This is a genomic window from uncultured Kushneria sp. (genome assembly GCF_947497025.1).
Lineage (GTDB): Bacteria > Pseudomonadota > Gammaproteobacteria > Pseudomonadales > Halomonadaceae > Kushneria.
On sequence record NZ_CANMFC010000003.1, the window covers coordinates 123,644 to 149,763 of the forward strand.

The window sequence follows — 26,120 nt, forward strand, 5'->3', positions numbered from 1 at the left end:
GAGTCCGAGCTTCGACAATGGCCCGGTAGATCGGGTTAATGGTGATACGGCGAGACTCGTGACTTACATCAAGGTGGTCGCACCGACTGCGATCACTGACCCCACCCCAGACCCAGGGTGATCGAGCGATGCAAGAAGGCATAATGGAGTTGATGTGGCGTACCTCGCACATGAGCGGGAGCAACGCCCATTACGTAGAAGAGCTTTACGAACAGTACCTTTCCGATCCTCAGTCTGTCCCCGATGAGTGGCGACAGTACTTCGACAGCCTCCCCGGCTATGATGGTGGCCCCTCCCGGGACGTTCCCCTTGCCCCGATTCGCGATCAGTTCTATCACCTCGCCCGTGAGCGTCGTTCATTGGCTCCGGTGGCGTCAGGTAACACGGAAAATGAAGAAACCAACCGCAAACAGGTTCGCGTTCTTCAGCTGATCAACGCCTACCGTTTCAGAGGCCATCAAAAGGCCAATATTGATCCGTTGGGACTGCGCGTTGCAGAAACCGTCCCCGACCTTGAACTCTCCTTTCATCAGCTTTCCGATGCCGACATGGATACCGAGTTTCAGACCGGTTCCCTGTTCATTGGCAAGGACAGCGCGCCGCTGAAGGAGATCATTCAGGCGCTCGAGCAGACCTATTGTCGCTCGATCGGTTGCGAGTTCATGCACATCGTCAACACTGAAGAAAAGCGCTGGCTCGAGCAGCGGTTTGAATCGGTGCGCTCCAAACCCGATTACTCGGCGGATGTGCGCAAGCACGTACTGGAGCGTCTGACGGCGGCTGAAGGTCTGGAAAACTACCTTGCCAGCCGGTACCCGGGGACCAAACGCTTTGGTCTGGAAGGCGGTGAGAGCTTTATCCCCATGGTGGATGAGCTGATTCAGCGCTCGGGTAATTACGGCGTGCGCGAAGTCGTTATCGGCATGGCGCACCGTGGTCGCCTCAATCTTCTGGTCAATATCCTGGGCAAGAGCCCGAGTGAACTCATTGACGAGTTCGATGGCAAGAAGATGATCGAGCATGGTTCAGGTGACGTGAAATATCACCAGGGCTTCAGCTCAAATGTCATGACACCGGGCGGCGAAGTGCATCTGGCGCTGGCCTTCAACCCGTCACACCTCGAAATCGTCATGCCGGTCGTTGAAGGCTCGGTGCGGGCTCGTCAGGACCGTCGTGAAGACAGCGAAGGCGATCAGGTACTACCCCTGGTAGTGCATGGTGATGCGGCAGTGGCGGGTCAGGGCGTCGTCATGGAAACCTTCCAGATGTCGCAGCTGCGTGGTTACAAGACGGGTGGCACGGTTCACATTGTCATCAATAACCAGGTCGGATTTACGACATCCCGACAGGATGATGCCCGCTCTACCGAGTATTGCACCGATATCGCCAAGATGGTTCAGTCGCCGATCTTCCACGTCAACGGTGATGATCCCGACGCCGTCCTGCATGCCACCCAGGTGGCCATCGACTATCGTCAACAGTTCAAAAAGGATGTGGTCATTGACCTCATCTGCTACCGCCGGCGTGGTCACAACGAAGCGGATGAGCCTTCCGGCACCCAGCCGCTCATGTATCAAAAGATCAAGAGCCATGACAGCTCGCGAACGATCTATGCCCGTCGTCTGGTTGAGGAAGGCGTGCTGGATGAAGACGAGGTAAAAGGTCTGATCGACGGTTATCGAGAAGATCTCGATAACGGCAATCACGTTGCCAATGCACTGGTTCAGGAGCCCAACAGCAATCTCTTTGTTGATTGGACGCCTTACTTGGGGCATCGCTGGACCGGAGAAGCCGATACCTCCTTCGACCTCAAGCGTATGCAGGAACTGGCGACCAAAATGTGCGACATCCCCGATGATGTCGATACGCAGCGTCAGGTGGCAAAGGTCTATGAGGATCGCCGCAAGATGGTGGCCGGCAGCCTGGGCATCAACTGGGGTTTTGCTGAAACTCTTGCCTATGCAACCCTGATTGATCAGGGGCATCCGGTACGCCTGACGGGTCAGGACACCGGGCGAGGAACCTTCTCTCACCGTCATGCGGTCGTGCATAACCAGAAGGACGGCTCGATATGGACACCGCTTTGCCATCTCAAGCCCAATCAGCCGGACTTCACGATCTATGACTCCTTCCTGTCCGAGGAAGGGGCTATGGCCTTTGAATACGGTTACGCCACGACCACGCCCAATGCCCTGATTGCCTGGGAAGCGCAGTTTGGTGATTTTGCCAACGGCGCTCAGGTGGTCATCGATCAGTTCATTTCCTCGGGCGAAACCAAGTGGGGACGCCTATGCGGTCTCACCCTGTTGCTGCCTCATGGCTATGAAGGACAGGGGCCGGAGCACTCCTCGGCGCGTCTGGAGCGTTTCCTGCAGCTGTGTGCTGAAGAGAACATGCAGGTCTGCGTGCCGACCACGCCGGCGCAAATCTTCCATCTACTGCGTCGTCAGGTCATCCGTGGGCTGCGCAAGCCTCTGATCATTCTGTCACCCAAGAGCCTTTTGCGTCACAAGGATGCGACGTCCTCGCTGGAAGACCTGTCTGATGGTCGCTTCCAGATGGTCATTCCCGACCAGGGCAGGCTCGAGGCCGAGCAGGTCAAGCGTGTGATCTTCTGCTCCGGCAAGGTTTACTATGACCTTGCCACGTGGCGTGTTGAAAATGAGCGTTCCGATACGGCCATCATTCGTATCGAGCAGCTCTATCCGTTCCCGGAAGAGTCACTTTTGGCTGCCATCGAAAGCTATACCAACCTCGAACGTGTGGTCTGGTGTCAGGAAGAGCCCAAGAATCAGGGCGCCTGGTATCAAAGTCAGCATCACATGCGCAAGGTGGCGGATCAGGTGAAGCCCGGACTGGGCGGTGAACTCGGCTTTGCGGGTCGTGCCGAGTCGGCAGCGCCGGCGGCTGGATACATGGCAGTACACAGTGAGCAGCAGCGATCGCTGGTAGACAAGGCGTTCAACGGTTGAGCGCCTGAAAGCTCAGGAACATGAGTGCCGCGATTGCCGGCTACCGAGAAGAGGATATTAAGGAATAATCATGGCAACAGACATCAAGGCGCCAAGCTTTCCCGAATCCGTTGCGGAAGGGACCGTGGCTACCTGGCACAAGAAGCCGGGAGACAGTGTCTCGCGTGACGAGCTGATCGTTGAAATCGAAACTGACAAGGTGGTGCTCGAGGTCGTGGCACCGGCCGATGGCACGTTGGAAGAAATTACCGTTCAGGAAGGCGAGACCTGTGATTCCGAGCAGGTGCTGGGCCGTTTGGGCGAGGGTGGCCAGTCCGCGAAACAGGATGACAAAAAGGCCGACCAGGACAAGGAAGAGAAGGCCGCCGAAAGCAAGGCGTCTTCTGACAAGCCTGCCGAGGCTCGTGAAAGTGGCGACGAAAAGCCCTCGACATCAGGTGCTTCTGTCGACGTCAAGGCACCTTCCTTCCCCGAGTCCGTTCAGGAAGGCACCGTGGCCAGCTGGAACAAGAAGGTCGGTGATTCGGTCAAGCGCGATGAAGTGCTCGCAGAGATCGAAACCGACAAGGTCGTGCTGGAAGTTGTGGCGCCTTCCGATGGTGCCCTGACCGAGATTCTTGCCGATGAAGGCAGCCAGGTAACCTCCGAGCAGGTACTGGCGCGCTTCGGTGAAGGCAGTGGCGATGCGGCAGGTGCCTCTGCTGAATCCCGCGGCGATGACAGTCAGGCCGAATCGGGCGATGCCAACGCCGAGCAGGATGAGAAGGTCGGTGACAAGGTGCTGGCACCGGCGGCACGCAAGCTGGTAGCCGAGCATGACCTTGACGTAAACAGAATCGAGGGCACCGGCAAGGGTGGCCGCATTTTGAAGGAAGACGTGCAAAAGGCCATCGACGCCGGCAGTGCCAAAAAGGGCGGTGGCGACAAGCAGAGCACGTCAAACAGTGGCGGTGTCAGCCAGAAGGCAGCCGCGCCTGCAACCGCTGCCATTCAGGGTGAACGTCCCGAACAGCGGGTGCCGATGAGCCGTCTGCGTCAGACCATCGCCAAGCGTCTGGTACAGGCTCAGCAGACCGCCGCGATGCTCACCACCTATAACGAGGTGGACATGAGCGCCGTGATGGCGCTGCGCAGTCAGTACAAGGATGATTTCCAGAAGGCACATGACGTGAAGCTTGGCTTCATGGGCTTTTTCGTCAAGGCGGCCACCGAGGCGCTCAAGCGCTTCCCGGATGTCAATGCCTCCATTGACGGCACTGATATTGTCTACCATGGCTATCAGGATATTGGCGTTGCCGTTTCCACGCCGCGTGGTCTGGTCGTGCCGGTTCTGCGTGACACGGACTCCATGAAGCTGGCCGATGTCGAGAAGGGCATCGGTGACTTTGGCAAGCGTGGTCGCGATGGCAAGCTTGGCATCGAGGACATGCAGGGCGGTACCTTTACCATTACCAATGGCGGTATCTTCGGCTCGCTGCTCTCGACGCCCATTCTTAACCCGCCGCAGACGGCCATTCTGGGGATGCACAAGATCCAGGAACGTCCAATGGCGATCAACGGCAAGGTCGAGATTCGCCCGATGATGTATCTGGCGCTTTCCTACGATCACCGCATGATCGATGGAAAGGACGCCGTTCAGTTCCTCGTGGCCATCAAGAGCCTGCTTGAGGATCCTGCGCGTTTCCTGCTTGACGTTTGAGCTTGTTAACCCCGCCCGGTCTCGTACCGGGCGGGTTGTTTTATAACGATCACCGGCTGCGTGTCGGATGATCGACAATGAACCGAACAGGGATACACATGGCTGACAAATTTGATGTCATCGTGATCGGCGCTGGCCCCGGAGGCTATGTTGCCGCAATTCGTGCTGCCCAGCTGGGCATGAAAGTGGCCTGCGTTGAAAAGTGGGTCAACAAAAGTGGCAAGACCGTACACGGTGGCACCTGTCTGAACGTGGGCTGCATTCCCTCCAAGGCGCTGCTGGAAACATCTCACAAGTATGTCGAAGCTCGCGACGAGTACAGCGAGCTGGGCATCGAAGTCAATGACGTTCAGATGGACGTCAAAAAAATGATGGCCCGCAAGGAAAAGACCGTTGCCAATTTGACCGGCGGCATTAGTGCCCTGTTCAAGGCCAACGGGGTTACCGCCCTTGAAGGTACCGGCAAGCTGCTGCCCGGCAAGAAGGTCGAAGTGACCGGCAACGACGGCAACAGTGAGACGTATGAAGCCGAAAATGTGGTCATCGCCTCCGGCAGCGTACCGGTCGAAATTCCGCCGGCACCGCTGACCGAGGGTCTGATCGTTGACTCTTCCGGCGCGCTTGAGTTTCAGGAAGTGCCCAAGCGTCTCGGCGTGATTGGTGCCGGCGTCATCGGTCTGGAACTGGGCAGTGTATGGAACCGTCTGGGCAGTGAGGTCACGGTTCTTGAAGCCATGGACAGCTTCCTGCCGGTGGTCGATGAGCAGATCGCCAAGGAAACCAAGAAGCTGCTCGGCAAGCAGGGCCTCGACATTCGCCTGGGCGCACGCGTTACCGGGACCGATATCAAGGACAACGAAGTTGTCGTGAAGTACACCGACAGCAACGGCGAGCAGGAGCAGACGTTCGACAAGCTGATCGTCTGTGTCGGCCGTCGTCCCTATACCCAGAACCTGCTGGCTGACGGCACCGGCGTTGAGCTGGATGAGCGTGGCTTTATTCAGGTCGATGATACCTGCCAGACCAATGCACCGGGCGTTTTTGCCATTGGTGATGTGGTTCGCGGGCCGATGCTGGCTCACAAGGGCTCGGAAGAGGGCATGATGGTTGCCGACATCATCCACGGCGAAAAGGCCCAGATGAATTACGACGCTATCCCCAGCGTCATCTATACCGCCCCCGAAGTGGCCTGGGCTGGCATGAGCGAGCAGCAGGCGAAAAAGGAAGGCTTTGAGGTCAAGTCTGGCGTCTTCCCGTTCTCAGCCAGTGGCCGCGCCATGGCCAACAATGCCACTGAAGGCATGGCCAAGGTGGTCACCGACGCCAGCACTGACCGTATTCTGGGTGTCCATATTATTGGCCAGCATGCCGGTGAGCTGATCGCACAGGGTGTGATTGCCATGGAGTTTGGCTCAAGCGCCGAAGATCTGGCGCTGACCTGCTTTGCCCACCCGACACTGTCCGAAGCCGTTCACGAAGCGGCGCTGGCAGTGGAAGGTCACGCCATTCATATGGCAAACCGCAAAAAGCGTTAATGCATCGACATTGACGTTGAACCTCACTTCGGCCGTGGCTGAAGTGAATCGGGATGGGGTGACATGCCAATGGCTGCCGCCCCATCGATCGAGTCCAATGCAACCAATGGCATGAGACGATGAATCTTCACGAGTATCAGTCAAAACAGTTATTTGCTGATTATGGTCTGCCGGTCTCCAAAGGGTACGCGGTAGATACCCCCGAAGAAGCAGCCAAGGCATGCCAGAAAATTGGCGGGGACCGCTGGGTCGTCAAGGCGCAGGTGCATGCCGGTGGTCGCGGCAAGGCAGGCGGTGTCAAGCTGGTAGAAAGCCCGGAGGCCGCCAGTGCCTTTGCCGAGCAGTGGCTGGGCAAGAATCTGGTCACCTATCAGACGGATGAAAAGGGCCAGCCTGTCACGAAGATTCTGGTCGAAAACTGCACCGATATTGCCACCGAGCTGTATCTGGGCGCCGTCGTGGATCGCGGTTCACGTCGTATCGTGTTCATGGCCTCCACCGAAGGCGGTGTCGAGATCGAGAAGGTGGCTGAAGAGACACCGGAAAAGATTCTCAAGGCCGAAATCGATCCGCTGGTCGGCCCGCAGCCCTATCAGGCGCGTGAGCTGGCGTTCAAGCTGGGCCTGAACAAGGAACAGATCAAGCAGTTCACCAAAATCTTTCTGGGTCTGGCCAAGATGTTTGCCGACAAGGATTTTGCGCTGCTGGAGATCAACCCGCTGGTCATCACTGAAAGCGGCGATCTGCACTGCCTGGATGCCAAGATCAACCTGGACAGCAATGCGCTGTATCGTCATCCCGATCTCGAAGAGATGCGCGATCCCAGCCAGGAAGACGAGCGTGAAGCCAATGCCCAGAAGTGGGAGCTCAACTATGTCGCGCTTGATGGCAACATCGGCTGCATGGTGAACGGCGCAGGCCTTGCCATGGGCACGATGGATATCATCAAGCTCTCCGGCGGTCAGCCGGCCAACTTCCTTGATGTCGGAGGCGGGGCGACCAAAGAGCGCGTGGCGGAAGCGTTCAAGATCATCCTGTCCGATACCTCGGTGAAGGCTGTTCTGGTCAACATCTTCGGCGGTATCGTGCGCTGCGACATGATCGCCGAGGGCATCATGGGTGCGGTAGAACAGGTTGGCGTCAACGTGCCCGTGGTGGTTCGTCTTGAAGGCAACAATGCCGAGCTGGGCACGCAAAAGCTTGCCGAAAGCGGCCTCAACATCATTGCAGCAACCAGCCTGACCGATGCGGCGCAACAGGTGGTTAAAGCAGCGGAGGGCAAATAATGAGTATCCTGATTGACAAGAACACCAAGGTAATCTGCCAGGGATTTACCGGTGGTCAGGGCACGTTCCATTCGGAACAGGCCATTGAGTACGGCACCAACATGGTCGGCGGTGTCACGCCGGGCAAGGGCGGTCAGACCCACCTTGGCCTGCCGGTGTTCAATACCGTTTCCGAGGCCGTCGAGCAGACGGGCGCAGAAGCGACCGTCATCTACGTGCCGGCCGCCTTTTGCAAGGATTCCATCCTTGAAGCGGCCAATGCGGGCATCAAGCTGATCATCTGCATCACTGAAGGCATCCCGACGCTGGACATGCTGGATGTGAAGGTCAAGTGTGACGAGCTGGGTGTTCGTCTGATCGGTCCCAACTGCCCGGGCGTGATTACTCCCGGTCAGTCGAAGATCGGCATCATGCCCGGCCACATTCACAAGCCCGGGCGTGTCGGCATCGTCTCGCGCTCCGGTACCCTGACCTATGAAGCGGTCAAGCAGACGACCGATCACGGTTTTGGTCAGTCCACCTGTGTCGGCATCGGTGGCGATCCGATCCCGGGCTCCAACTTCATCGACATCCTCGAGATGTTCGAGAAGGACCCGGCGACTGAAGCCATCGTCATGATCGGTGAGATCGGCGGTACGGCCGAAGAGGAAGCGGCTCAGTACATCAAGGAGCACGTCACCAAGCCGGTAGTTGCCTACATTGCAGGCGTAACCGCACCTCCTGGCAAGCGCATGGGCCATGCAGGCGCCATCATTGCCGGCGGCAAGGGTACTGCGGACGACAAGTTCCAGGCCCTTGAAGCCGCAGGTGTTCGCACGGTGCGTTCGCTGGCAGAGATCGGTGACAAGCTCAAGGAAGCGACCGGCTGGTAAAATAGCGGTAGCAATTGAGCAAAAAAGGGGCCATACGGCCCCTTTTTTTGTACGTGACTGAAGCCCCGAACATCAGACATCCGAGGGTTTTTCGGCTTTGCGCCCTTCGAATACCTTTTTCAGCAGAGGGCGTCCGGCCATCAGCATGAAGACCGGAGCGCCTGCGACCAGATAAAAATAGTAGGTGACGGCGCGCCAGATCAGAATGGCCGCTGCTGCAGTGCTCTGTCCCACCATGGGTGCCAGTAGCGCCGATGACGACAGCTCGGCACCACCGGCGCCGCCCGGCAGTAGCGTCAACTGCCCAGCAGCCATGGACAGCATCTGCACCAGAAAGGTCCATGCCCAGTCCAGGTGCTGATTCAGGCCATAAAGCGTGACGAACAAAATGCTGTAGCGCACGATCCAGTGCACGATCCCCAGCCCGAAAGCCAGTGCCAGTGCCGAGCGAGGCAGTTGCAGGGTTTCGGTAAAGGCCTTCTTGAAGATCAGGATACGCCGGACCATGGTCTGCTGAAGTCGCGGACTGACCTTCATTTTGTTGAGCAACCTGCCGGACACCACCAGAAAGCGACGGTGATAGCGACTCATCAGTACCACGCCCAGCAGTGCCAGGCACAACAGGGTCATCGGCAGCACGAGCATCCATCCCAGGCGGGCATCAATGGAGCGGGTAATGACATAGATCATCATCGCGATCATTGAGCACAGGAAAAACAGCAGATCGATGATCTGGTCCACGGCGAAGATCGCCGTGGTCTGTGCCGGGCGAACGCCGCGCCGGGTCAGCAGGGCGATCAGCGTCAGCGGGCCGCCGCTGCCACCGGGGGTGGCACAGATGGCAAATTCCGTGGCAATCACCGTGCCGGTGGCGCGCATGAGCCCCATTTCACCGGCACGTCCGGCCAGCAAAACCCTCAACTTGGCGCCGTTAAGCAGCCAGCACAGCAGGACCATGCCCAGCATCAGGGCAAAAATGCCGGGGGGAAAGCCGGGGAGCAGGTGCAGTAGATCGCGGCCGCCGAGCATGACAGGGATGGCCATGACGGCAAAGAGGCCTGCTACCAGCAGCCAGAGTGTTCTTTTCATGACGTTAACTGATCAGGAAGTGGTTCATATCCAAACGGGGCGTCGCACCGTGCGCCGAACCGTTCAGGATGATGACATTGCCATGGATTCTGGCGTCGAGTTGGATTGACGATGCAGCCAGCTGATCTTGGTAGTGGGCTGATACCCTTCATCAAGCAGGCGCCGGATCGTATCAATCCAGTAGCGGCGTGAAATGTCATGGCGCATATCGACCGGATGCAACCCCAGTCGAATCAGCGGTTCATGCCGATGGCGTCGCCGGGCGCGCTCATTGACCACCCAGGACATGCCGCGTCGCCAGCGGCTACGGGCGCTCCAGACCAGTGAGGGCGCCTTGATGGCGGTGTAGTCCGGCAGTCGATACAGATGGTCCGGGTCGCTGGTGTAGGTAAATCCCTGGGTCCTGAGCGCGCGGCGCGCGCCATCGCCCAGCAGCCACGCCGGCGCTACAAAGCCATCCAGTGGCCAGTCCTGCTGACGAAAGAGCTCGGCACCACGTTCCAACCGTTGAAGTGCCTCATCGTAACCGATGGGATAGAACTCGCCTTCATAGGTATAGAGCCTGCGCATGAAATAGTCGCGCGGCGTACGAGGCGGCGGCGCATCATCACAGTGATAGAAGCCGTGCAACGCCAGCTCGTCACCTCGTGCCATGCGCTGATGCAAAAGGCGCAGCATGCCGGCATCTTCGAAGGTGTTGCTGCGATGATGAAAGTCCGGTACGACCAGCCAGGTCATGGGAATCTGTCCCATACCGTCAATCTGCTCGACAAAGGAGCGATAGTCGGGCCAGGTCGCCGGTGCAATATCATGCAGTACCAGTGCAAATTCCCGGTCAGCCATGTTGTACGCTCACTTCTGCCGTCGTGCTGATCCCCAGCAGTTCCTGATAATGATGCGTCACGCCCTGCACCACGATATTCCAGTCATGATGGCGCTCGACGTGCGCGCGCGCCTTCTGACCCATTGCTCTTGCGTCGTTTTCAAACAGCGCGAGAATGCTTTGTACCATGTCATCGCTGTTCAGCGGCTGACACAGCATGCCACACCCTTCCGGCACGTTTTCAGCCAGCGCACCGGCGCGCGTGGCGACGACCGGTATGCCACAGGCCATGGCTTCAAGCACGACGAGGCCGAAGGTTTCCTGCGTACCGGCATGCAGCAGGGCATCGCTGCTGGCGAAATAGCGCGCGATCTCGGCGGTCGGACAGAAGTGGTTGATCACCGTCACGTTGTCCGTTACCTGAGTCGGCATGGAGGAGCCGACCAGCAGCAGATGAAAGGGCTGCGAGCCCCTGGCGGCAAGCTTTTGCATCGTCTCCAGCAGGATATGAAGGTTCTTTTCCTGGGAGCCACGTCCGGCAAATACCAGCAGGCGGGTATCCTCGGAAAGCCCCAGCTCGATCTTGACGCTGTCATCGCGCAATGAGGGGTGAAAGGTGGTCAGATCCACCCCCAGTGGCTGTACTCGAACGTGCTGAATGCCGAGGCCTTCAAGGCGCTGCGCCATGACGTTACTGGGTGCCAGCACCCGGTCATAGTGCGCGTAAAGTTTTTTGATGTAGGTATTGATCAGCGGACGAGACCAGTTGCCCAGTCGGTTGCTGATCATGGTGGGCAGGTCAGAGTGATAAAAGGCCACCAGAGGGATATCAAGCTCGCGTGCACCGGCAACGGCCGCCCATCCAACCGTATAGGGATCGCCTGCCTCGATCAGATCCGGCCCGACATCGCGCAGGGCACGCCGCCACGGGCCGCGGGTCAGAGGAAAGCGATAGCCATTGCTGAACGGCAGGGGCGCGGCAGGCACATTGACACGGTGGTCATCTGGCTGATGCGTATACGCCTCTCCCGGCACCAGCAACGTATGTCGAATATCGGCGGTAGCGTTCAAGCGACGGCGTTTGGCATCGAGATAGGTGCGCACACCACCGCTGGATGGCGCATAAAACATGGTCATGTCGGCAATATGCACTGCGCCGAACCCTCCTCGAACCGCACGTATTTAATCGGACAACTCATTGCAAGGCACAGGTCGCCAGCAAGCGCTCCAGTATAATGTGTCAATCGGATGACTGCTGCTGTAACGGGTAACAGACTGTAGCCTGCAGGCCAACGAGCAGCTCGCCCTGATCATCAGGGCGAGCATGCGGTTCAGGCAGGGCGTGCCACCAGCGAACGCGTCTCTTCACGAGCTTCGATCAGCACGACGTTCAGGACGTCACCCAGTCGATAGCGCAGTTCGCCGCCAATGTTGATCAAACCTTCCTTGTCATCAATGGCCACAGCGTCACGATCGGTATGCAGCATGGAGGCGGGCACAAAGGCCGAGGCGCCATTGGCTGACAGACGAACGCGAAGACCACCGCGGCGGATATCAACGATTTCGCCTTCAAAGGTGGTCTCGCTGGCGACGGCATCGGTCAGGTAGCGAACGTAGAGCCAGTCCTTGACGTCGCGTTCTGCCATGCGGTTCAGGCGTCGGCGCTCGCTCAGGTGATCAGTCACCGACACATCGGTCGCCTTGTCATGCTCGGCGTCGCCGCGCAGTACCTGCTTGATCAGGCGGTGATTGATCATGTCGCCGTATTTACGGATCGGGGAGGTCCAGGTGGCATAGGCCGGCAGACCCATGCCGAAGTGCGGTCCCGGTTCACTCTGCATGACGCTGTAGCCCTGGAAGCGGCGAAGGCGGGCATCAAGCCAGGCATCCTTGCGCTCATCGAGCTGATGACGAAGTGCGCGCCAGGCCGCAATATCGTTGAACTGCTCCGGAGTGGCCTCGACCGACTGGCTGGCCAGAAATGCCTGGGCCTGTTCGGCCTTTTCAGTGGCAATGCCCTGATGCACATTGAAGATGCCGTGGCCGACGTGCTTGCTGAGCAGGTTGGCGCAGCAGACATTGGCGGCAATCATGGCTTCTTCCACCATGCGATGACCGATACGACGCTCTTCCGTGACGATATCCAGCACGTTGCCGGTCTCATCAAGCTTGAAGACATAGTCGGGACGGTCACCAAAGACCAGCGCATGCTGCTGACGCCAGGTCTGGCGTGCTTTGGTCAATCCGGCCAAAGCCTTGATCTGCGCCTCGCCCTGTTCAAAGTCCGGCGTCCATGACGGCGTCGTACCGGCTTCGAGCGCCTCGATATAATCAGAGACCTGCTCGTAGTTCAGACGGGCCTTTGAGCTCACGGTGGCGGCCTCAAAGTGATACTCACCGATCACGCCATCAGCACCGACTTCAAGCGTGCAGACCAGCGCAGGACGGTTTTCGTCCTGTTTGAGCGAACACAGGTCATCGGCCAGCGGCTCGGGCAGCATGGTCACGTTCTGGCCCGGCAGATAGACGGTGAAGGCACGCTGACGTGCTTCCTGGTCGACCCTGTCGCCCTGCTCGACATAGGCCGTGGGGTCGGCAATGGCGACCTTCATGCGGAAGCGGCCGTCGTCCAGCGCCTCAACGCTGAGTGCGTCGTCCATGTCGGTCGTGGTGGCATTGTCGATGGTAAAAAAAGCCACATCGGTCAGATCACGACGTTCCAGACCTTCTTCGCGCAGGGGCCAGTCATTACCGGCTTCCGGCGAAGCCTGCTCCAGCGCATGACGTGCCAGGGTCACGCGCCATGGCACTGACGGATGTGAGCCTTCTGCAATGACGTCATCGATCTGGACAAAAAAACCGCGATCGTTTTCACGCAGCGGATGACGCAGCAGGTGGGCCACTACCCAGTCGCCTTCATTGAGCGTGTTCTCCTCGATACTGCGATGAGTGCGGGCACGCAGCGCTATATTGATGGAGGGATGATCAGGAACGACAGAAAGACGCCCGTCACGCTTTTTGACGCGACCGATGAAGCGGCCGAGGCCGGCTTCAATCAGGCTTTCCGGCTCGACACTCTTGCGTTCTTTCTCCTCGTTGAGCACGGCTTCGACACGATCACCGTGTACGACCTGCTTCATGGCGGGGGGCGGCACGAAAAAGGACTGGCCGTCGTCGGTTTCCAAAAAACCGTAACCCTTGTCGGTGGCCTTGATCACACCGGTCACACGGGGTGTTTTTTCACGGATATTTTGCTTGAGCTGGGCGAGCTGGCTGTTGTTCGAGAGCATCTCGTTAATCGGTTGGGGAATCGGGGGCCCACTATAAGGCCTCATACGACCCGGTGAAAGAGGCACCCTGACCACCGGGTGGTGGCAGGGGAGGCACGGATTATCCCAGCACCTGTTCGATGGGCCGATTGCCATCGAGCAAAACGATCTCGGTGGGGGCGGGCGTATGGCGTTCCAGCAGGGTCAAAAGCGCCGTGGCGACGTTGTCTCGTGAGACGTCTCCGGTAGCGGCCTGTTCTGCATCGGTTTCGATGTGATCGCTGCCGGTGTCGTCGCTGAGTCGGCCCGGACGCAAAATGACATGCTCAAGGCCTGAAGACTGCAGATAGGCATCGGCGGCGCGCTTGGCAACCAGATAGGGTTTGAGCTTTTCCGGACCTTCAAGCGGGTCGACATGCAGGGTGCTGACCATGAAAAAGCGCCGGATTCCGTGTTCTCTTGCAAGGTCGATGGCACGCATCGCGCCATTGAGATCCACCATCAGCGTATGGTCCAGGCCGGTCGAGGCGCCGGAGCCGGCAGTAAAGACCACCTGGTCGCAGTCTTCAAACGCATGGGCCATTTCGCCGGTCAAATCGCCCGTGATGGTGTCAACGCCGAGCGACTCAAAAAACGCCTTTTGCTGCTCATCGCGCACCATGGCGCGAACCGGGTGACCGCGGCGGGCGGCCTGCTCGCAAAGACGACGACCAATCTTGCCGTTGGCGCCAATGATCAATGTGGTCATTACCAATACCTCTTGTCTGAAGACCTTGATTGAAGACAGTGCAGCGCTGCTTGATTGAAGACAATGCAGCGCTGAAGATATGACGGTATTGAATTGGGGTGTCGTGAAGGAATATCAATCAGGACACTTTCAATGAGGCGGGCCACGCATGGGCAGACAGGGAAACGGGCGATGACACTGGAAGGCAACATACTGACGCCGGAAGGGTGGTTCAAGGGCGAGCTGACGTTCCGGCAAGGCCGGATCGCCGGGATCAGCGGGACACCGGTGGATCCTGAAGACCCGGTGGATCCTGAAGACAATGATGCGCCGCGAATCATCCCGGGGTTTATCGATCTGCACGTTCATGGTGGCGGTGGAGCGGATCTGATGGAAGGTGGCGACGCGCTGGCCGTGCTGGCCCGCACGCATGCCCGATTTGGCACCACAAGCCTTCTGGGCACCAGCATGACGGCCTCCCGGGAGGCACTTTTACAGGCCTTTCGTGATGCCGGAAGTGTCATGGCCACGCCGCCTGCTCGGGCAGCCGACATTCTGGGTATTCACCTTGAAGGACCCTTCATCAGTCCAGACATGCTGGGTGCCCAGCCACCTCACGCCCGCCCGGGAACGCTTGAAGCGTTTGACGAGCTTGATGCGCTGGCGCCCATTCGTGTCATTACCATGGCGTCGGAAATCGAGGGGCACATGGCCTTGATCGAGGCGCTGGCCGCCCGCGGCGTCAGGGTCCAGCTGGGGCACACGGCCGCCACGCATGATCAGTGTGTCGAGGCGCTTCATCTCGGTGCCAGGGGCTTTACCCACCTTTATAACGCCATGGGCGGGCTGCATCATCGCGCGCCCGGCGTCGTGGGCGCGGCACTGGCACACGCCGACTACGCCGAACTGATCGGGGATCTGATTCATGTCGAGCCCGGCGCTCTGCTGGCCGCGCGCCGTGCCATACCGCATCTTTATGTGGTCACCGACGCCACGGCAGCGGCAGGCATGCCCGATGGCGAATATCGCCTGGGCGAGCACCGGGTCTTCAAGCACGGTGACAGCGTACGTCTGGCCGATGGCGGGCTGGCCGGCAGCGCCCTGACCATGGATGTGGCGCTGCGCAATCTGACCGGGCTCGGGCTCACGCTTGCAGAAGCCTCCCAGCGCCTGTCGCTGTGGCCGGCGCGCTATCTGGGGTTAAATGATCGCGGGATGCTCGCGCCGGGCTGTCGCGCCGATATTGTAACGCTCTCTTCAAACCTTGATGTCGAACAGGTGTGGGTTGCCGGGTGTCCGGTGATCGAATGACCTGCCCGGCGGTTTATCCTTTTTGCGACCCTGAAACCGGAGAGTGATCATGTCCCTGATGCGCGACGAGGCGCTGAGTGCACCACAACGCATTGCCGAGCAGTGGCGTGTCAATCGCGACACCATGGCGCAGCTGGGCGAGGTACTGCGTCATCGACCCCTGCATGACGCCATGACCGTGGCGCGCGGCAGCTCCGATCACGCGGCCGCCTATTTTGCCCGACTGATGATGCAGATGACCGGCCGGCCCTGTGCGTCTTTGCCGCTGTCGCTGTGCACGCTGGATGATACCGTCTGGCAGGTCGAACATACCCTGGCGCTGGCCGTGTCACAGTCGGGGCGCAGCCCTGATCTGATCGAGGCGCAAAAGGCCCTGAAAAGTGGTGGAGCCCTGAGCCTTGCCATGGTCAATGCCATGGATTCGCCGCTGGCCCACGGCGCCGATCATGTGATCGACCTACAGGCCGGGGAAGAAAAAAGCGTGGCCGCCACCAAAAGCTTTCTGGCCACGCTCTCGGCCAGTGCCTCGGTAATGGCGCACTGGCAGCAGGACCACGCTCTGCTGGAAGGGCTGGCCGCGCTGCCCGAGTCACTGGCACAGGCCTGTCGCCATGAGTGGGACTTCGGCGTAGAGGCGTTGCGTGATGTGGACAAGCTTTTGGTCATCGGCCGCGGCGCCGGTCTGCCGATCGCTCAGGAAGCGGCGCTCAAGTTCAAGGAAACCTGCGTGATTCAGGCCGAAGCCTTCAGCGGTGCCGAGGTGCAGCACGGGCCGATGGCGCTGGTGGGGCGCGACTATTCCGTGCTGATTCTGGCGCCAAAGGGTAATGCGCAGAAGGGACTTGTGGCGCTTGCCGACACCTTTCGCGCGCGCGGGGCGCGAGTGCTGCTGGCGGCCGATGCCTCGGTAGCCTCGCGAGACCTCACCGTGGCCGACGCGCCGCACGAGGCCCTGGCGCCCCTTTGTGCCATTCAGAGCTTTTATTTAATGATTGAGGCACTGTCGCGGGTAACAGGGCATGATCCCGACCGCCCCGAATTTCTTGACAAGGTCACTCAGACGCGCTGAAGGCGTGTCGGTGTGAACCAACTGACAGGACGGCCATGACGCCATGACAATGACAACAGGACCCTCTCATGTCCGAGACTGCTGATCCGACGCCTGCGCAGACGCTGCTGCATGCGCCCCTGAAAGCGGTGCTGGTGCCGCTTGATCAGGTCCCCGATCCCGTGTTTGCCCAGCAGACCATGGGACCGGGCATTGCGATGGAACCGCTGGAGTCGCAGCTGTTCGCCCCCTGTGACGGCGAGGTGGTGCATCTGGCACGCACGCGCCATGCCCTGACGCTCAAGACCGATCAGGGTTGCGATATTCTGATTCACCTTGGGCTGGATACCGTGGACCTGGAAGGTGAGGGCATCACCGTACATGTAGCCCCGGGCGATCGCGTCCAGCGTGGCGATCTGTTGTGGGATTTCGATGCGGATCTTCTGGCCTGCCGGGCATTGAGCCTGATCACGCCGCTGGTCGTGACCAGCAATGATCAATGGCGCTGTGAGCTTGAGAAGGCAACACCCGGCAGTGTGATCGAGCGCGGCGCACCGCTGATGACGCTTGTGGCGCTGTCTGCAAGCGCATCTTCCGGTATGGCGGAGGGCGCCAACAATGAATACCGCGAGCAGGTCACGCTGGCGCTGGCCGCCGGGTTGCACGCGCGTCCGGCAGCGCGTCTGCGCGGCATTGCCCGACAGTATGATTGTACCCTCGTGCTTGAGCGCGGCGAGCATCAGGCCGACGCCGCCAGTCTGACAGCGTTGATGGGGCTCTCCCTGCGTCATGGCGATACGCTGGCCATCATTGCGCGTGGCTCCAATGCTGCCGCCGCTCTGGGTGAGGCCGCCGCGCTCTTGACCACGCCGGAAGCCGTCGAGAATGATCCCGTTCATGGCGGGCAGACTGATGAGGCGCCAGCGGCAGTGCCCACCGGCAATGACACTACCGCCTATGGGCTGATGGCCAGTCCGGGCCTCGCCGTGGGTCCGCTGGTGCGCCTTGAGCGTTCCCGCATTGAGATCAATGCTGAGCGTGAAGAAAGTGCCGAGGCCGCCGAGCGACAGCTGGCGGAAGCCATCAATGCGCTCAACGACACACTGATCAACGACATCAAGCAGGCACGGGAGCACGGGCGTCGCGAAGAGGCCGATATTCTGGAAGCGCATCAGGCCTGGCTGGATGACCCGGCCCTGCGGGAGGAGAGCCTGGCGCATATCCAGGCCGGGCGCAGCGCTGCCTTTGCCTGGCGAGAGGTGCTGGAAAGCCGCGCCAGGACGCTTCGTCAGAGTGAGAACCGACTGCTGGCCGCGCGTGCCGATGACCTGCGTGATTTACAGGAGCGGCTGGTCGCGCTGCTGGTGCCGCACGCCGCAGCAGCCAGTCATGTCGAGATGGCACCGGGTGCCATCGTGGTGGCCGAGGAGATCACGCCTTCGCAGTTGCTGGCGCTGGATCGCGTGGCACCTGCCGGCCTCTGTCTGGCCGGTGGGGGCACGACCTCGCACGTGGCACTGCTGGCGCGGGCTCGCGGCCTGCCCTGTCTGGCCGCCATGGGCGCCGGGCTCATGGCGGCCCTGGGCCACCATGAAGGGGCCACCGCCATTCTGGATGCGCAAAAGGGGTCGTTGACCTTCAGGCCAACGCCGGATCAGCTGGATGACGCACGCGAGCAGGTCGAGCAGGCACAGACGAGGGCCATGGCCGAGCGCGCGGTCGCCCATGAGTCAGCTCGCACGCAGGACAACGCAATGATCGAGGTCTGTGCCAACGTTGCAGACCCCGAAGAAGCCCGCCTGGCCCATGAGGCCGGCGCCGATGGAATCGGGCTGATGCGCAGCGAGTTCCTGTTCATGGCACGCAAGCAGGCGCCGGATCAGGAAACACAGCGCGAGATCTACCAGCAGGCGCTGGACAGTATGGGGTCCCATTCGGTCATTATCCGCACGCTGGATATCGGCGCCGACAAGCAGCTCGATTATCTCTCGCTGCCCCGTGTGCCCAATCCGGCGCTGGGCACGCGCGGCGTACGTTTAATGACGCGCCATCAGGCGCTGCTGGACGTTCAGCTCCGTGCGCTGTTATCGGTCAGGCCGTTGGACCGCCTGCGTATCATGGTGCCCATGGTGACCGAGGCCGCTGAACTGGTGGCCGTGCGCGAGCGTATCGAGGCCCTGGCCCGTGAAATGAATCTTGAGGAGCGGCCCGAACTGGGGGCGATGATCGAGGTCCCTGCCGCCGCCCTGTGTGCTGACCGGATCGCGCGCGTGGCGGATTTTCTCTCCATTGGCACCAATGACCTGACCCAGTACACCCTGGCCATGGACCGGGAGGACCCTGACCTGGCCGGTCGCGCCGATGTACTGCACCCCGCGGTTCTGCGATTGATCGACATGACCGTGAAGGGCGCCTCCGGTCACCGTTGTCCGGTGGGGGTGTGCGGTGCCGCAGCGGGCGACCCGCAGGCCTGGGCGGCGCTGGTGGCGCTCGGCGTGGACGAGCTTTCAGTGGAGCCGGCGCGTGTGGCTGCCATCAAGGCCGGTATTCGATGGCTGGACCGCGCGGCCCTGGCCCGCCGGCTGCGCGAATGGCTCGATGACGCCATTGACAGTGTCACTCTGCGACAGCGCCTGGAACAGTGGTTGAGCGAGCAGGCATCGACCTCTACAACAATCCATCAGGGAGCACCACGCAATGCGATTTGATCCCATGGGGGCGCTTCAGCAGCTCGGACGTTCCCTGATGCTGCCGATTGCGGTATTGCCCATTGCCGGGCTTTTGTTGCGCATGGGCCAGCCCGATCTGCTGGACATTGCCTTCATTGCCCAGGCCGGCAATGCCATCTTTGAACATCTGCCGTTGATCTTTGCCATTGGTGTGGCGGTAGGGATTGCCGATGACAGCAATGGGGCTGCGGGCCTGGCGGGGGCGATCGGCTACCTGGTCATTACCGCGGTACTTGAAGCGCTCAATCCCGACATCAATATGGGGGTGCTGGCCGGCATTATCGCAGGTGTGGTGGCCGGGCTCTGGTACAACCGCTGCAAGAACATTGCGCTGCCCGATTATCTGGCCTTTTTTGCCGGGCGGCGCTTTATTCCGATCGTGACCGGGCTGACGGCGCTGGCGCTGGGGTGGGGACTTGGCTGGGTCTGGCCGCCGGTTCAAAACGCCATCGATCAGAGCGGGCAGTGGATGATCGATTCCGGCGAACTGGGGCTTTTTGTCTATGGCACGCTCAACCGGCTTTTGATCGTGACCGGGCTGCATCACGTGCTCAACTCGCTGGTGTGGTTTGTCTTTGGCAACTATGAAGGCGCCACCGGTGATCTTCACCGGTTCTTTGCCGGCGACCCGAACGCCGGCAGCTTCATGACCGGATTTTTTCCGGTGATGATGTTCGGCCTGCCGGCGGCAGCACTGGCGATGTATCACACCGCTGCAAGGGATCAGCGCGCCCGGGTGGGTGGCATGCTCTTTTCGCTGGCCCTGACCGCCTTTCTGACCGGTATCACCGAGCCGCTGGAATTTACCTTTATCTTCCTTGCGCCTGCGCTATATGCCGTGCATGCGCTGCTCACCGGCGTGTCGATGGCGCTGATGAGCTGGCTGGGGGTAAAGCTGGGCTTTACCTTCTCGGCCGGCACCTTTGACTATCTGCTCTCCTATGGTCTTTCCAGTCGCGGTTGGCTGCTGATCCCGGTCGGGCTTTTGTACGCAGTGCTCTATTACATGATCTTTCGCTGGGCCATCGTGCGCTTTGATCTCAAAACGCCGGGGCGTGAACCCATGAGCCAGACGGCAGCGCCTGAAGAAGGGGAAGTGCAGGCACGCGGCCCGGCCTTCGTCACGGCACTGGGCGGCGGTGACAATCTGACCTCGGTCGGGGCCTGTACCACGCGACTGAGACTGGTGGTTCAGGACGTTGAGCAGATTGATGAGGCCGCGCTCAAGGGGCTGGGTGCCCGAGGCGTGCTCAGGCTCAAGGGGGGGCACCTGCAGGTGGTCATGGGACCGATTGCCGATGGCGTGGCCGAGGATATCCGTACGGCACTGAAAGCGCGCGGCAAGCCGGTGCAAACGCCGGATATCGCACGAACCATGGCGCCGGCGGCCGAGCAGGAAAGGTCCGGACAGAGCGCCCTGAAGGATGCAGACCTGTCCCGCTGGCTCGAAGCGCTCGGGGGCGTTAATAATCTTCGCCGCAGCGAGCTGGTGGCGCTGTCGCGCGTGCGTCTTGAGATCAGCGAACCGTCACATCTTGACCACGACGCCCTGTCATCGCTGGGTGCCGCGGGCGTACAGCGCATCGGTGATCATTGCCTGCATCTGATTCTGGGCGAGCAGGCCTGGATTGTGGCGCAGCAGCTCCAGGCGGAGATTCAGCGCGATGGCCGCTGAAGATGCGCTTTTGGTGGGGATAGACGGCGGCGGCAGCGGCACTCGACTGATGGCGCAGTGGCAGGGCCGTTGCGTTGAGGTCACGGGTGGCCCGTCGGGGCTTGCCCTGGGGGTGGCGCGGGCCTGGCGCACCATCCTTGCGCTGCTGGAAGAGGCTCGGCAGGCACTGGGCGCCACGTTGCCCGTTGAGCAGTGCCATCTGGCGCTGGGGCTGGCTGGTGCCAATCAGTGGTCGTGGCGCGATGCCTTTTTTCAGGCGGCGCCAGACCTTGCAGGCCTGAGACTTGAAAGCGATGCCTTCACCACACTGGTGGGGGCGCATCAGGGGCTGCACGGCGCCATTGTGGCGCTGGGGACCGGCAGTGTCGGTGAGGCGCTGCATGGCGATGGCCGGCGTGTCAGCGTGGGTGGCTACGGGTTTCCCTCGGGGGATGAGGCGAGCGGTGCCTGGCTGGGGCTTCGGGCCAGTCGCCATGCACAGCACGCACTTGATGGGCGTGTCGCGCCGGATGATTTTTCCCGCGCGCTGTGCGAGACGATGTCGATGCTGGCCAGCGCCCCCGCCACCTGTGCGGCCACACTGACACACTGGCTTTCCAGCGCCGATCAGACCCGGTTCGCCGCGCTTGCCCCGGTGGTTATCCGACACGGTGATCATCCGGTCGCTCAGGCACTGTTGCATCAGGCCGGTGAGGATATCGCGCTGATGTATCAGGCGCTCGACCCGCGCGGGCAGCTGCCGCTGGCGCTTTGTGGCGGGCTGGCCGACGCGCTTGAACCGTGGGTGCCGCAGGCGCTTGCAACGCAGCTGGTTCGTCCGAAGGGCAGCAGCGTCGAAGGAGCGTTACGGCTGGCAGGTGAGCTGTGCCCATCATCACAGGGCAGGCAGACGTTACAATGAAGGTCTGCCATGCCGGCTTTTACCACGTACAGGAGATTGCATGACGCCTCATCTGATCGTGACCGATCTGGATCGAACGCTGCTCAACGCCGATCATGGCCTTGATGACATCACCATTGAGACCTTTCAGACGCTCGAGCGACAGGGCCATTCACTGGCCATCGCCTCGGGGCGCCATTATCAGGATATCCGCGAGGTTCGGCGCCAGCTCGGGGTCAACGCGCATATCATTTCGGCCAACGGGGCACATCTGCACGGCCCTGACGATCAATTGATCCATGAAATTCTGGTGCCACAGGACATCGTGCGCACGGTGCTGGAGATGGACGTACCCAAAGAGGTGCGTATCAATCTCTACACCAGCGATCGCTGGTTGATCGATGCGCCCGAGCCGAAGCTGCTGGCCTTTCACGAAAGTACCGGGTTTACCTACAACGTGGTGGATATGGCCGGCGTTGACGGGCAGCAGGTGGGCAAGGTGCTCTTTATCGGCGATCCCGTGTTGCTCAAGGCGATCGAAACGCGCATTCGTGCTCATTTCGAGGAGCGCACCCACATTACCTATTCGCTGGAGAACTCACTGGAAGTGATGGACCAGGAAGCCTCCAAGGGAAAGATGCTCAATCGCCTGGCGGCGCAGCTTGATATTCCGGTATCGCATACCGTCGCCTTTGGGGACAACCTCAACGATACCGACATGCTGCAAAATGCCGGCCGTGCCTTTGCGATGGGCAACGCGCACCCCGAGCTTTTGATCCGGGCGCCCGATGCCGAGCTGATCAAGGCGCACACCGAAGCCGGTGTGGCCGTGAAGCTGCGCGAGCTGTTTGCCCTCTAGGTGCCACGCCTGTGCTTTAGCGCTTCTGCGTCAGGATCTACCGTCCTGACGCCCAGGCCTTGCGACCACAGATGACGCCGAATGGCTGGCATCAGACATCCTTGGCCTTTTTCCGATCAGCCTTGCCGTCATCGACACGCCTCATCTGCTGCCAGAGCTGGCGGCGCAGATCGGCGAGCTTCGGCGCGCGGTCATCCTCAAACGGCAGCGGGCGCAGCATTTTCAAAGTGCGAATGCCCAGACGTGCGGTCAAAAGGCCACTGGCCATGCCCTGTCCGGCGCGACCGGACAGGCGGCTGGCCAGATTCATCGATAGAAGGTCCATGCTGACCTCGGTGGCAAGTTCACTGGCACCGGCAAACGCCATGTTGGCCAGCACCGCCCGGAACAGGCGCAGACGGCTGGCATAGCCCAGCTCCAGCCCGTAGAGCGCCGCCAGACGATCGATCATGCGCAGATTGCGCCAGGCCATCAGCCCCATGTCGATCAGCGTGACAGGGCTGATGGCCACCAGCAGAGCCGTTTCGCTCGACATGCGGGTGATCAGTCTGCGAGCGCTGGCATCACGTGGCGCCAGCACGTAGTAGTTGAAAAGGTCGCGGGTTTCGCGGGCATTGTGATGCGCCTGTCGAGCGCGCAGAAAGTCCTGCCAGTGCGGGTCACGATGGCCCAGACCCATCTGAAGGCGCAGGCGGTTGCACAAGCCCTGCATCCGATCGCCGTCCATCTGCGTATCCATGATGTGCGCGTCGATGTCCTCGCGCAGCCGCGCGTGTCGGCGCAGCCGCTTGAGACGCACCAGTTCACGTGTCAGCGAGGTGCCGGCCAGCGTGACGACGCCCAGACCCAGCACACTCCAGGCCCCACTGACCCAGTCACCGCCAAACCAGGCGTTCTGGAAGGTGTCGACGGCCTGAACGCCGCCCATGACCAGCGTGCCCGCCAGTACGCTCAAAAGCCCCCAGCGCCGCTTTTTGGGTCTGGCCAGTGCGTGGTCAAGGGCGCTGTCGATCTGCTCGGGCGGTGCTTCCTCTTCCAGTGGGTGATGAAGGCTGTCGAGCTGGTAACGCGCGCCGGGGGCCGGGTCCACTGGCACAAAGTGCTGCTCGAAGGCCTGCGCTTCGGGAGCGGTGGTGCTCCTGGCCTCGTTTTGAACATCAAAGCGCCTGCCCGGACGTGGATCACTCATCGCAGCTTGTCTCCCAGTAACCAGTCCAGTGCACTGTCCATGCGAATGTGGGGCAGGGCTTCTCCCGCGCCCTGCGGTGCCGGCTTGAAGGCCGTAAAGTCAAATCCCTGACGCTGCCAGAAATCGGCATCCGGCAGACGCGAGGGCACCTCGCCCGGGAACATCAGCACCTCCTCGCCTGATTCGGTAGTGCCCTTGAGCGCCGGATGACGCTTGCCGTCATGCTCGACCGTGCGGGCCTGAGTGGCGCGAATGGCGGCCAGCGACAGCGACTTGACCGGGACATCGGCGTAGCGCAAATCCCTCAGCGGTTCGGCCATCAGCGCCTGCACCAGTGACAGCAGATTGTCATGCTGCTCGGGTGTGACGTGATCGGCCTTGGTCGCCGCGATCGCCAGTCGATCGATACGCGGATTGAAAAGCCGCGATAGAAGGCTGCGGCTGCCGTAGTCAAAGCTTTGCATCAGTGTTGCGATGGCGTGGCGCAGATCATCGAAGACATCCGGCCCGGCATTGAGCGCCGAGAGCACATCCACCAGCACAATCTGGCGGTCAAAGCGGCGAAAGTGCTGGCGGTAAAAGGGGCCGATGACGGTGCGCTTGTAGTGTTCAAAACGCCGTGCCAGCGTCTGGTAATTGCTGTCGGCCGGTAGTTCGGCCAGCGCCGCCGGGTCGCCGAGCTGTTCCATGGGCAGCGGAAAAAACTGCAACACCGGCGCACCATCAAGCTCGCCGGGCAGCAGAAAGCGCCCCGGTTGCACCCAGGTATAGCCGCCTTCGTTGCGCGCACTGTTGAGCGAACGAGCGTATTCCGCACTGATATCGGCCAGCTGTTGTTCGTCGGCCGTGGCCGAGGGATCAAGGTCACTGACCCGGTTTAAAAAGCCTTCGGCAAAGCGGCGCCGGCGTCCAGTGAGCTGGGTTCCAAGCGCTTCACACCACTGCTGATAGCTCTGGCGCAGCATGGGCAGATCCAGCAGCCACTCTCCGGGATAATCGATCAGATCCAGAGTAAGCGTGCGCTGCTCGCCCAGAAAATGGCGGCTGCCGGTACGACTCTTGTAGCGGATGAGCAAACGAAGTTCGCTGATGCCGCGGGTCGGTGAGGGCCAGTCGGGGGGCATGGCCTCAAGTGCAGCCAGCGCCTGATCATAGGGAAAGCGGGGGACGGAAAGGTCCGGCTGGGTCTGGCGCTGTGCCCCCAGCAGCCGGCCTTCACGGGCGCAGTTCATCATGTCCAGACGGGCATCAAGACCTGCATGGCGCAGCTGGTTGACCAGCGAGGTCAGAAAGGCGGTCTTGCCGGCGCGCGACAGCCCGGTAACTGCCAGGCGCACCTGCCGGTCAAGGCTGCGTTCAAGCCAGTCACCGGCATAACCGGGCAGCGATAGCGGCATGGTTGTCCTTGTTCACGGTCGTTGTCGGATGAATGGTCTCGATTGTAGCGAATTGCAGGTCACACCGCCTGAAAGCAATGTGATTGGTAACATGGCACACAACGTCTATAGTCTAGGCAGTACTGCAGGTTACCTGCAGGCTCCCCGGCCGGGGCAAGGGCAAAACATTCAAGCAGGGTGGTTATCAGGGAGAAGACCATGAGCATTATTCTTTGGCTGATCATTGGCGGTCTGGCTGGCTGGATTGCCGGCAAGATCATGCGTGGTGGCGGCTTCGGTATCCTGGGCAATATTGTCGTGGGTATCGTGGGTGCCGTACTGGGTGGTGCCATCTTCAGCATGCTGGGCATTGGCTCCAATAACATCATTGGATCACTGGTGGTAGCCATTATCGGTTCAGTGATTCTTTTGTGGCTGGTCTCTCTGATCAAGGGCAAGGGGAACGGCAAGGTCTGATCCTGCCGAACGCTTTCTCCCTTCGACGCCCGGTCAAGCCGGGCGTCGTTGTATCTGAACATGGCATGATCGCAGGCCCCATTCAGCGTTGAACCCATCTGCCGTGTCATGATAGCGATGAATGTGTCGAGAAACGTCTCAAGGCATTGCCTGACAGGTAATCGCTTTTTATCAGGCAACATCAAAGGCTGACGGGTATTGCCCGGCAGCTTTTTTATCAGCTGTTCGACAGGAAACCGGTGTTATATCAATAAATTCTTTTGTGTCAGTTATTTAAAAGAAAATGATTGTCATGCTGATCAGT

19 protein-coding genes are annotated in these 26,120 nt (G+C 60.5%); 12 read left to right on the forward strand and 7 right to left on the reverse strand.

Features of this window, described 5'->3' with window-relative positions; all coding sequences use genetic code 11:
- Positions 1 to 128 precede the first annotated feature (128 nt).
- From Q0931_RS06370 to sucD, 5 genes are all read left to right on the forward strand, one after another.
- A complete protein-coding gene (locus Q0931_RS06370) occupies positions 129 to 2,972 on the forward strand; it encodes a 2-oxoglutarate dehydrogenase E1 component (RefSeq protein ID WP_299258415.1) in 2,844 nt (947 codons plus the stop codon).
- 70 nt (positions 2,973 to 3,042) lie between these two features.
- Complete coding sequence (gene odhB / locus Q0931_RS06375) at positions 3,043 to 4,671, forward strand: 2-oxoglutarate dehydrogenase complex dihydrolipoyllysine-residue succinyltransferase (protein WP_299258417.1); 1,629 nt, start codon at positions 3,043 to 3,045, stop codon at positions 4,669 to 4,671.
- Between the two features lie 98 nt (positions 4,672 to 4,769).
- A complete protein-coding gene (gene lpdA / locus Q0931_RS06380; protein WP_299258419.1) occupies positions 4,770 to 6,206 on the forward strand; it encodes a dihydrolipoyl dehydrogenase in 1,437 nt (478 codons plus the stop codon).
- A gap of 119 nt (positions 6,207 to 6,325) precedes the next feature.
- The gene (sucC, locus tag Q0931_RS06385) at positions 6,326 to 7,492 is read left to right on the forward strand and encodes an ADP-forming succinate--CoA ligase subunit beta (protein ID WP_299258421.1); all 1,167 of its coding nucleotides are present in this window, start codon (positions 6,326 to 6,328) and stop codon (positions 7,490 to 7,492) included.
- The gene (sucD, locus tag Q0931_RS06390; RefSeq protein ID WP_086622520.1) at positions 7,492 to 8,364 is read left to right on the forward strand and encodes a succinate--CoA ligase subunit alpha; all 873 of its coding nucleotides are present in this window, start codon (positions 7,492 to 7,494) and stop codon (positions 8,362 to 8,364) included. The genes sucC and sucD overlap by 1 nt, the downstream gene beginning before the upstream one ends.
- 72 nt (positions 8,365 to 8,436) lie before the next feature.
- Here sucD and Q0931_RS06395 read toward each other — a convergent pair whose 3' ends face one another.
- From Q0931_RS06395 to Q0931_RS06415, 5 genes are all read right to left on the reverse strand, one after another.
- Positions 8,437 to 9,453, reverse strand: a complete 1,017-nt coding sequence (locus tag Q0931_RS06395) for a lysylphosphatidylglycerol synthase transmembrane domain-containing protein (RefSeq protein ID WP_299258426.1) — start codon at positions 9,451 to 9,453, stop codon at positions 8,437 to 8,439.
- A 63-nt stretch (positions 9,454 to 9,516) separates the two neighbouring features.
- A complete protein-coding gene (locus Q0931_RS06400; RefSeq protein WP_299258429.1) occupies positions 9,517 to 10,296 on the reverse strand; it encodes a polysaccharide deacetylase family protein in 780 nt (259 codons plus the stop codon).
- Entirely contained in the window at positions 10,289 to 11,428 is a 1,140-nt protein-coding gene (locus tag Q0931_RS06405) for a glycosyltransferase family 1 protein (RefSeq protein WP_299258431.1), read from the reverse strand. Before Q0931_RS06405 ends, Q0931_RS06400 begins: the two co-directional genes overlap by 8 nt.
- Before the next feature lie 179 nt (positions 11,429 to 11,607).
- Positions 11,608 to 13,566, reverse strand: coding sequence for an exoribonuclease II (locus tag Q0931_RS06410; RefSeq protein ID WP_299258433.1), 1,959 nt, complete (start codon positions 13,564 to 13,566; stop codon positions 11,608 to 11,610).
- Between the two features lie 100 nt (positions 13,567 to 13,666).
- On the reverse strand, positions 13,667 to 14,293 hold the full coding sequence (locus Q0931_RS06415) for an SDR family oxidoreductase (RefSeq protein ID WP_299258435.1): 627 nt from the start codon (positions 14,291 to 14,293) through the stop codon (positions 13,667 to 13,669).
- Between the two features lie 171 nt (positions 14,294 to 14,464).
- Between Q0931_RS06415 and nagA the strand changes: the two genes are divergently transcribed.
- From nagA to Q0931_RS06445, 6 genes are all read left to right on the forward strand, one after another.
- The gene (gene nagA, locus Q0931_RS06420) at positions 14,465 to 15,583 is read left to right on the forward strand and encodes an N-acetylglucosamine-6-phosphate deacetylase (RefSeq protein WP_299258437.1); all 1,119 of its coding nucleotides are present in this window, start codon (positions 14,465 to 14,467) and stop codon (positions 15,581 to 15,583) included.
- 49 nt (positions 15,584 to 15,632) lie between these two features.
- Positions 15,633 to 16,652 (forward strand): SIS domain-containing protein, encoded by a 1,020-nt coding sequence (locus tag Q0931_RS06425; RefSeq protein WP_299258439.1) that lies wholly within the window; start codon positions 15,633 to 15,635, stop codon positions 16,650 to 16,652.
- A gap of 68 nt (positions 16,653 to 16,720) precedes the next feature.
- Entirely contained in the window at positions 16,721 to 19,339 is a 2,619-nt protein-coding gene (gene ptsP / locus Q0931_RS06430) for a phosphoenolpyruvate--protein phosphotransferase (RefSeq protein ID WP_299258441.1), read from the forward strand.
- The gene (gene nagE, locus Q0931_RS06435) at positions 19,329 to 21,035 is read left to right on the forward strand and encodes an N-acetylglucosamine-specific PTS transporter subunit IIBC (RefSeq protein ID WP_299258443.1); all 1,707 of its coding nucleotides are present in this window, start codon (positions 19,329 to 19,331) and stop codon (positions 21,033 to 21,035) included. The genes ptsP and nagE overlap by 11 nt, the downstream gene beginning before the upstream one ends.
- Complete coding sequence (locus Q0931_RS06440) at positions 21,025 to 21,936, forward strand: BadF/BadG/BcrA/BcrD ATPase family protein (protein WP_299258445.1); 912 nt, start codon at positions 21,025 to 21,027, stop codon at positions 21,934 to 21,936. Before nagE ends, Q0931_RS06440 begins: the two co-directional genes overlap by 11 nt.
- A 40-nt stretch (positions 21,937 to 21,976) precedes the next feature.
- Positions 21,977 to 22,774, forward strand: a complete 798-nt coding sequence (locus Q0931_RS06445; protein ID WP_299258447.1) for an HAD family hydrolase — start codon at positions 21,977 to 21,979, stop codon at positions 22,772 to 22,774.
- 91 nt (positions 22,775 to 22,865) lie between these two features.
- On the opposite strand, the gene Q0931_RS06450 is transcribed toward Q0931_RS06445, so the two are convergent.
- Together Q0931_RS06450 and Q0931_RS06455 are read right to left on the reverse strand one after the other, a co-directional pair.
- Positions 22,866 to 23,963, reverse strand: coding sequence for a YcjF family protein (locus tag Q0931_RS06450; RefSeq protein ID WP_299258449.1), 1,098 nt, complete (start codon positions 23,961 to 23,963; stop codon positions 22,866 to 22,868).
- Positions 23,960 to 25,360 (reverse strand): YcjX family protein, encoded by a 1,401-nt coding sequence (locus Q0931_RS06455; protein WP_299258451.1) that lies wholly within the window; start codon positions 25,358 to 25,360, stop codon positions 23,960 to 23,962. The genes Q0931_RS06450 and Q0931_RS06455 overlap by 4 nt, the downstream gene beginning before the upstream one ends.
- 198 nt (positions 25,361 to 25,558) lie before the next feature.
- On the opposite strand from Q0931_RS06455, the gene Q0931_RS06460 reads away from it, so the two are divergent.
- Complete coding sequence (locus tag Q0931_RS06460; RefSeq protein WP_090130525.1) at positions 25,559 to 25,816, forward strand: GlsB/YeaQ/YmgE family stress response membrane protein; 258 nt, start codon at positions 25,559 to 25,561, stop codon at positions 25,814 to 25,816.
- Positions 25,817 to 26,120 lie beyond the last annotated feature (304 nt).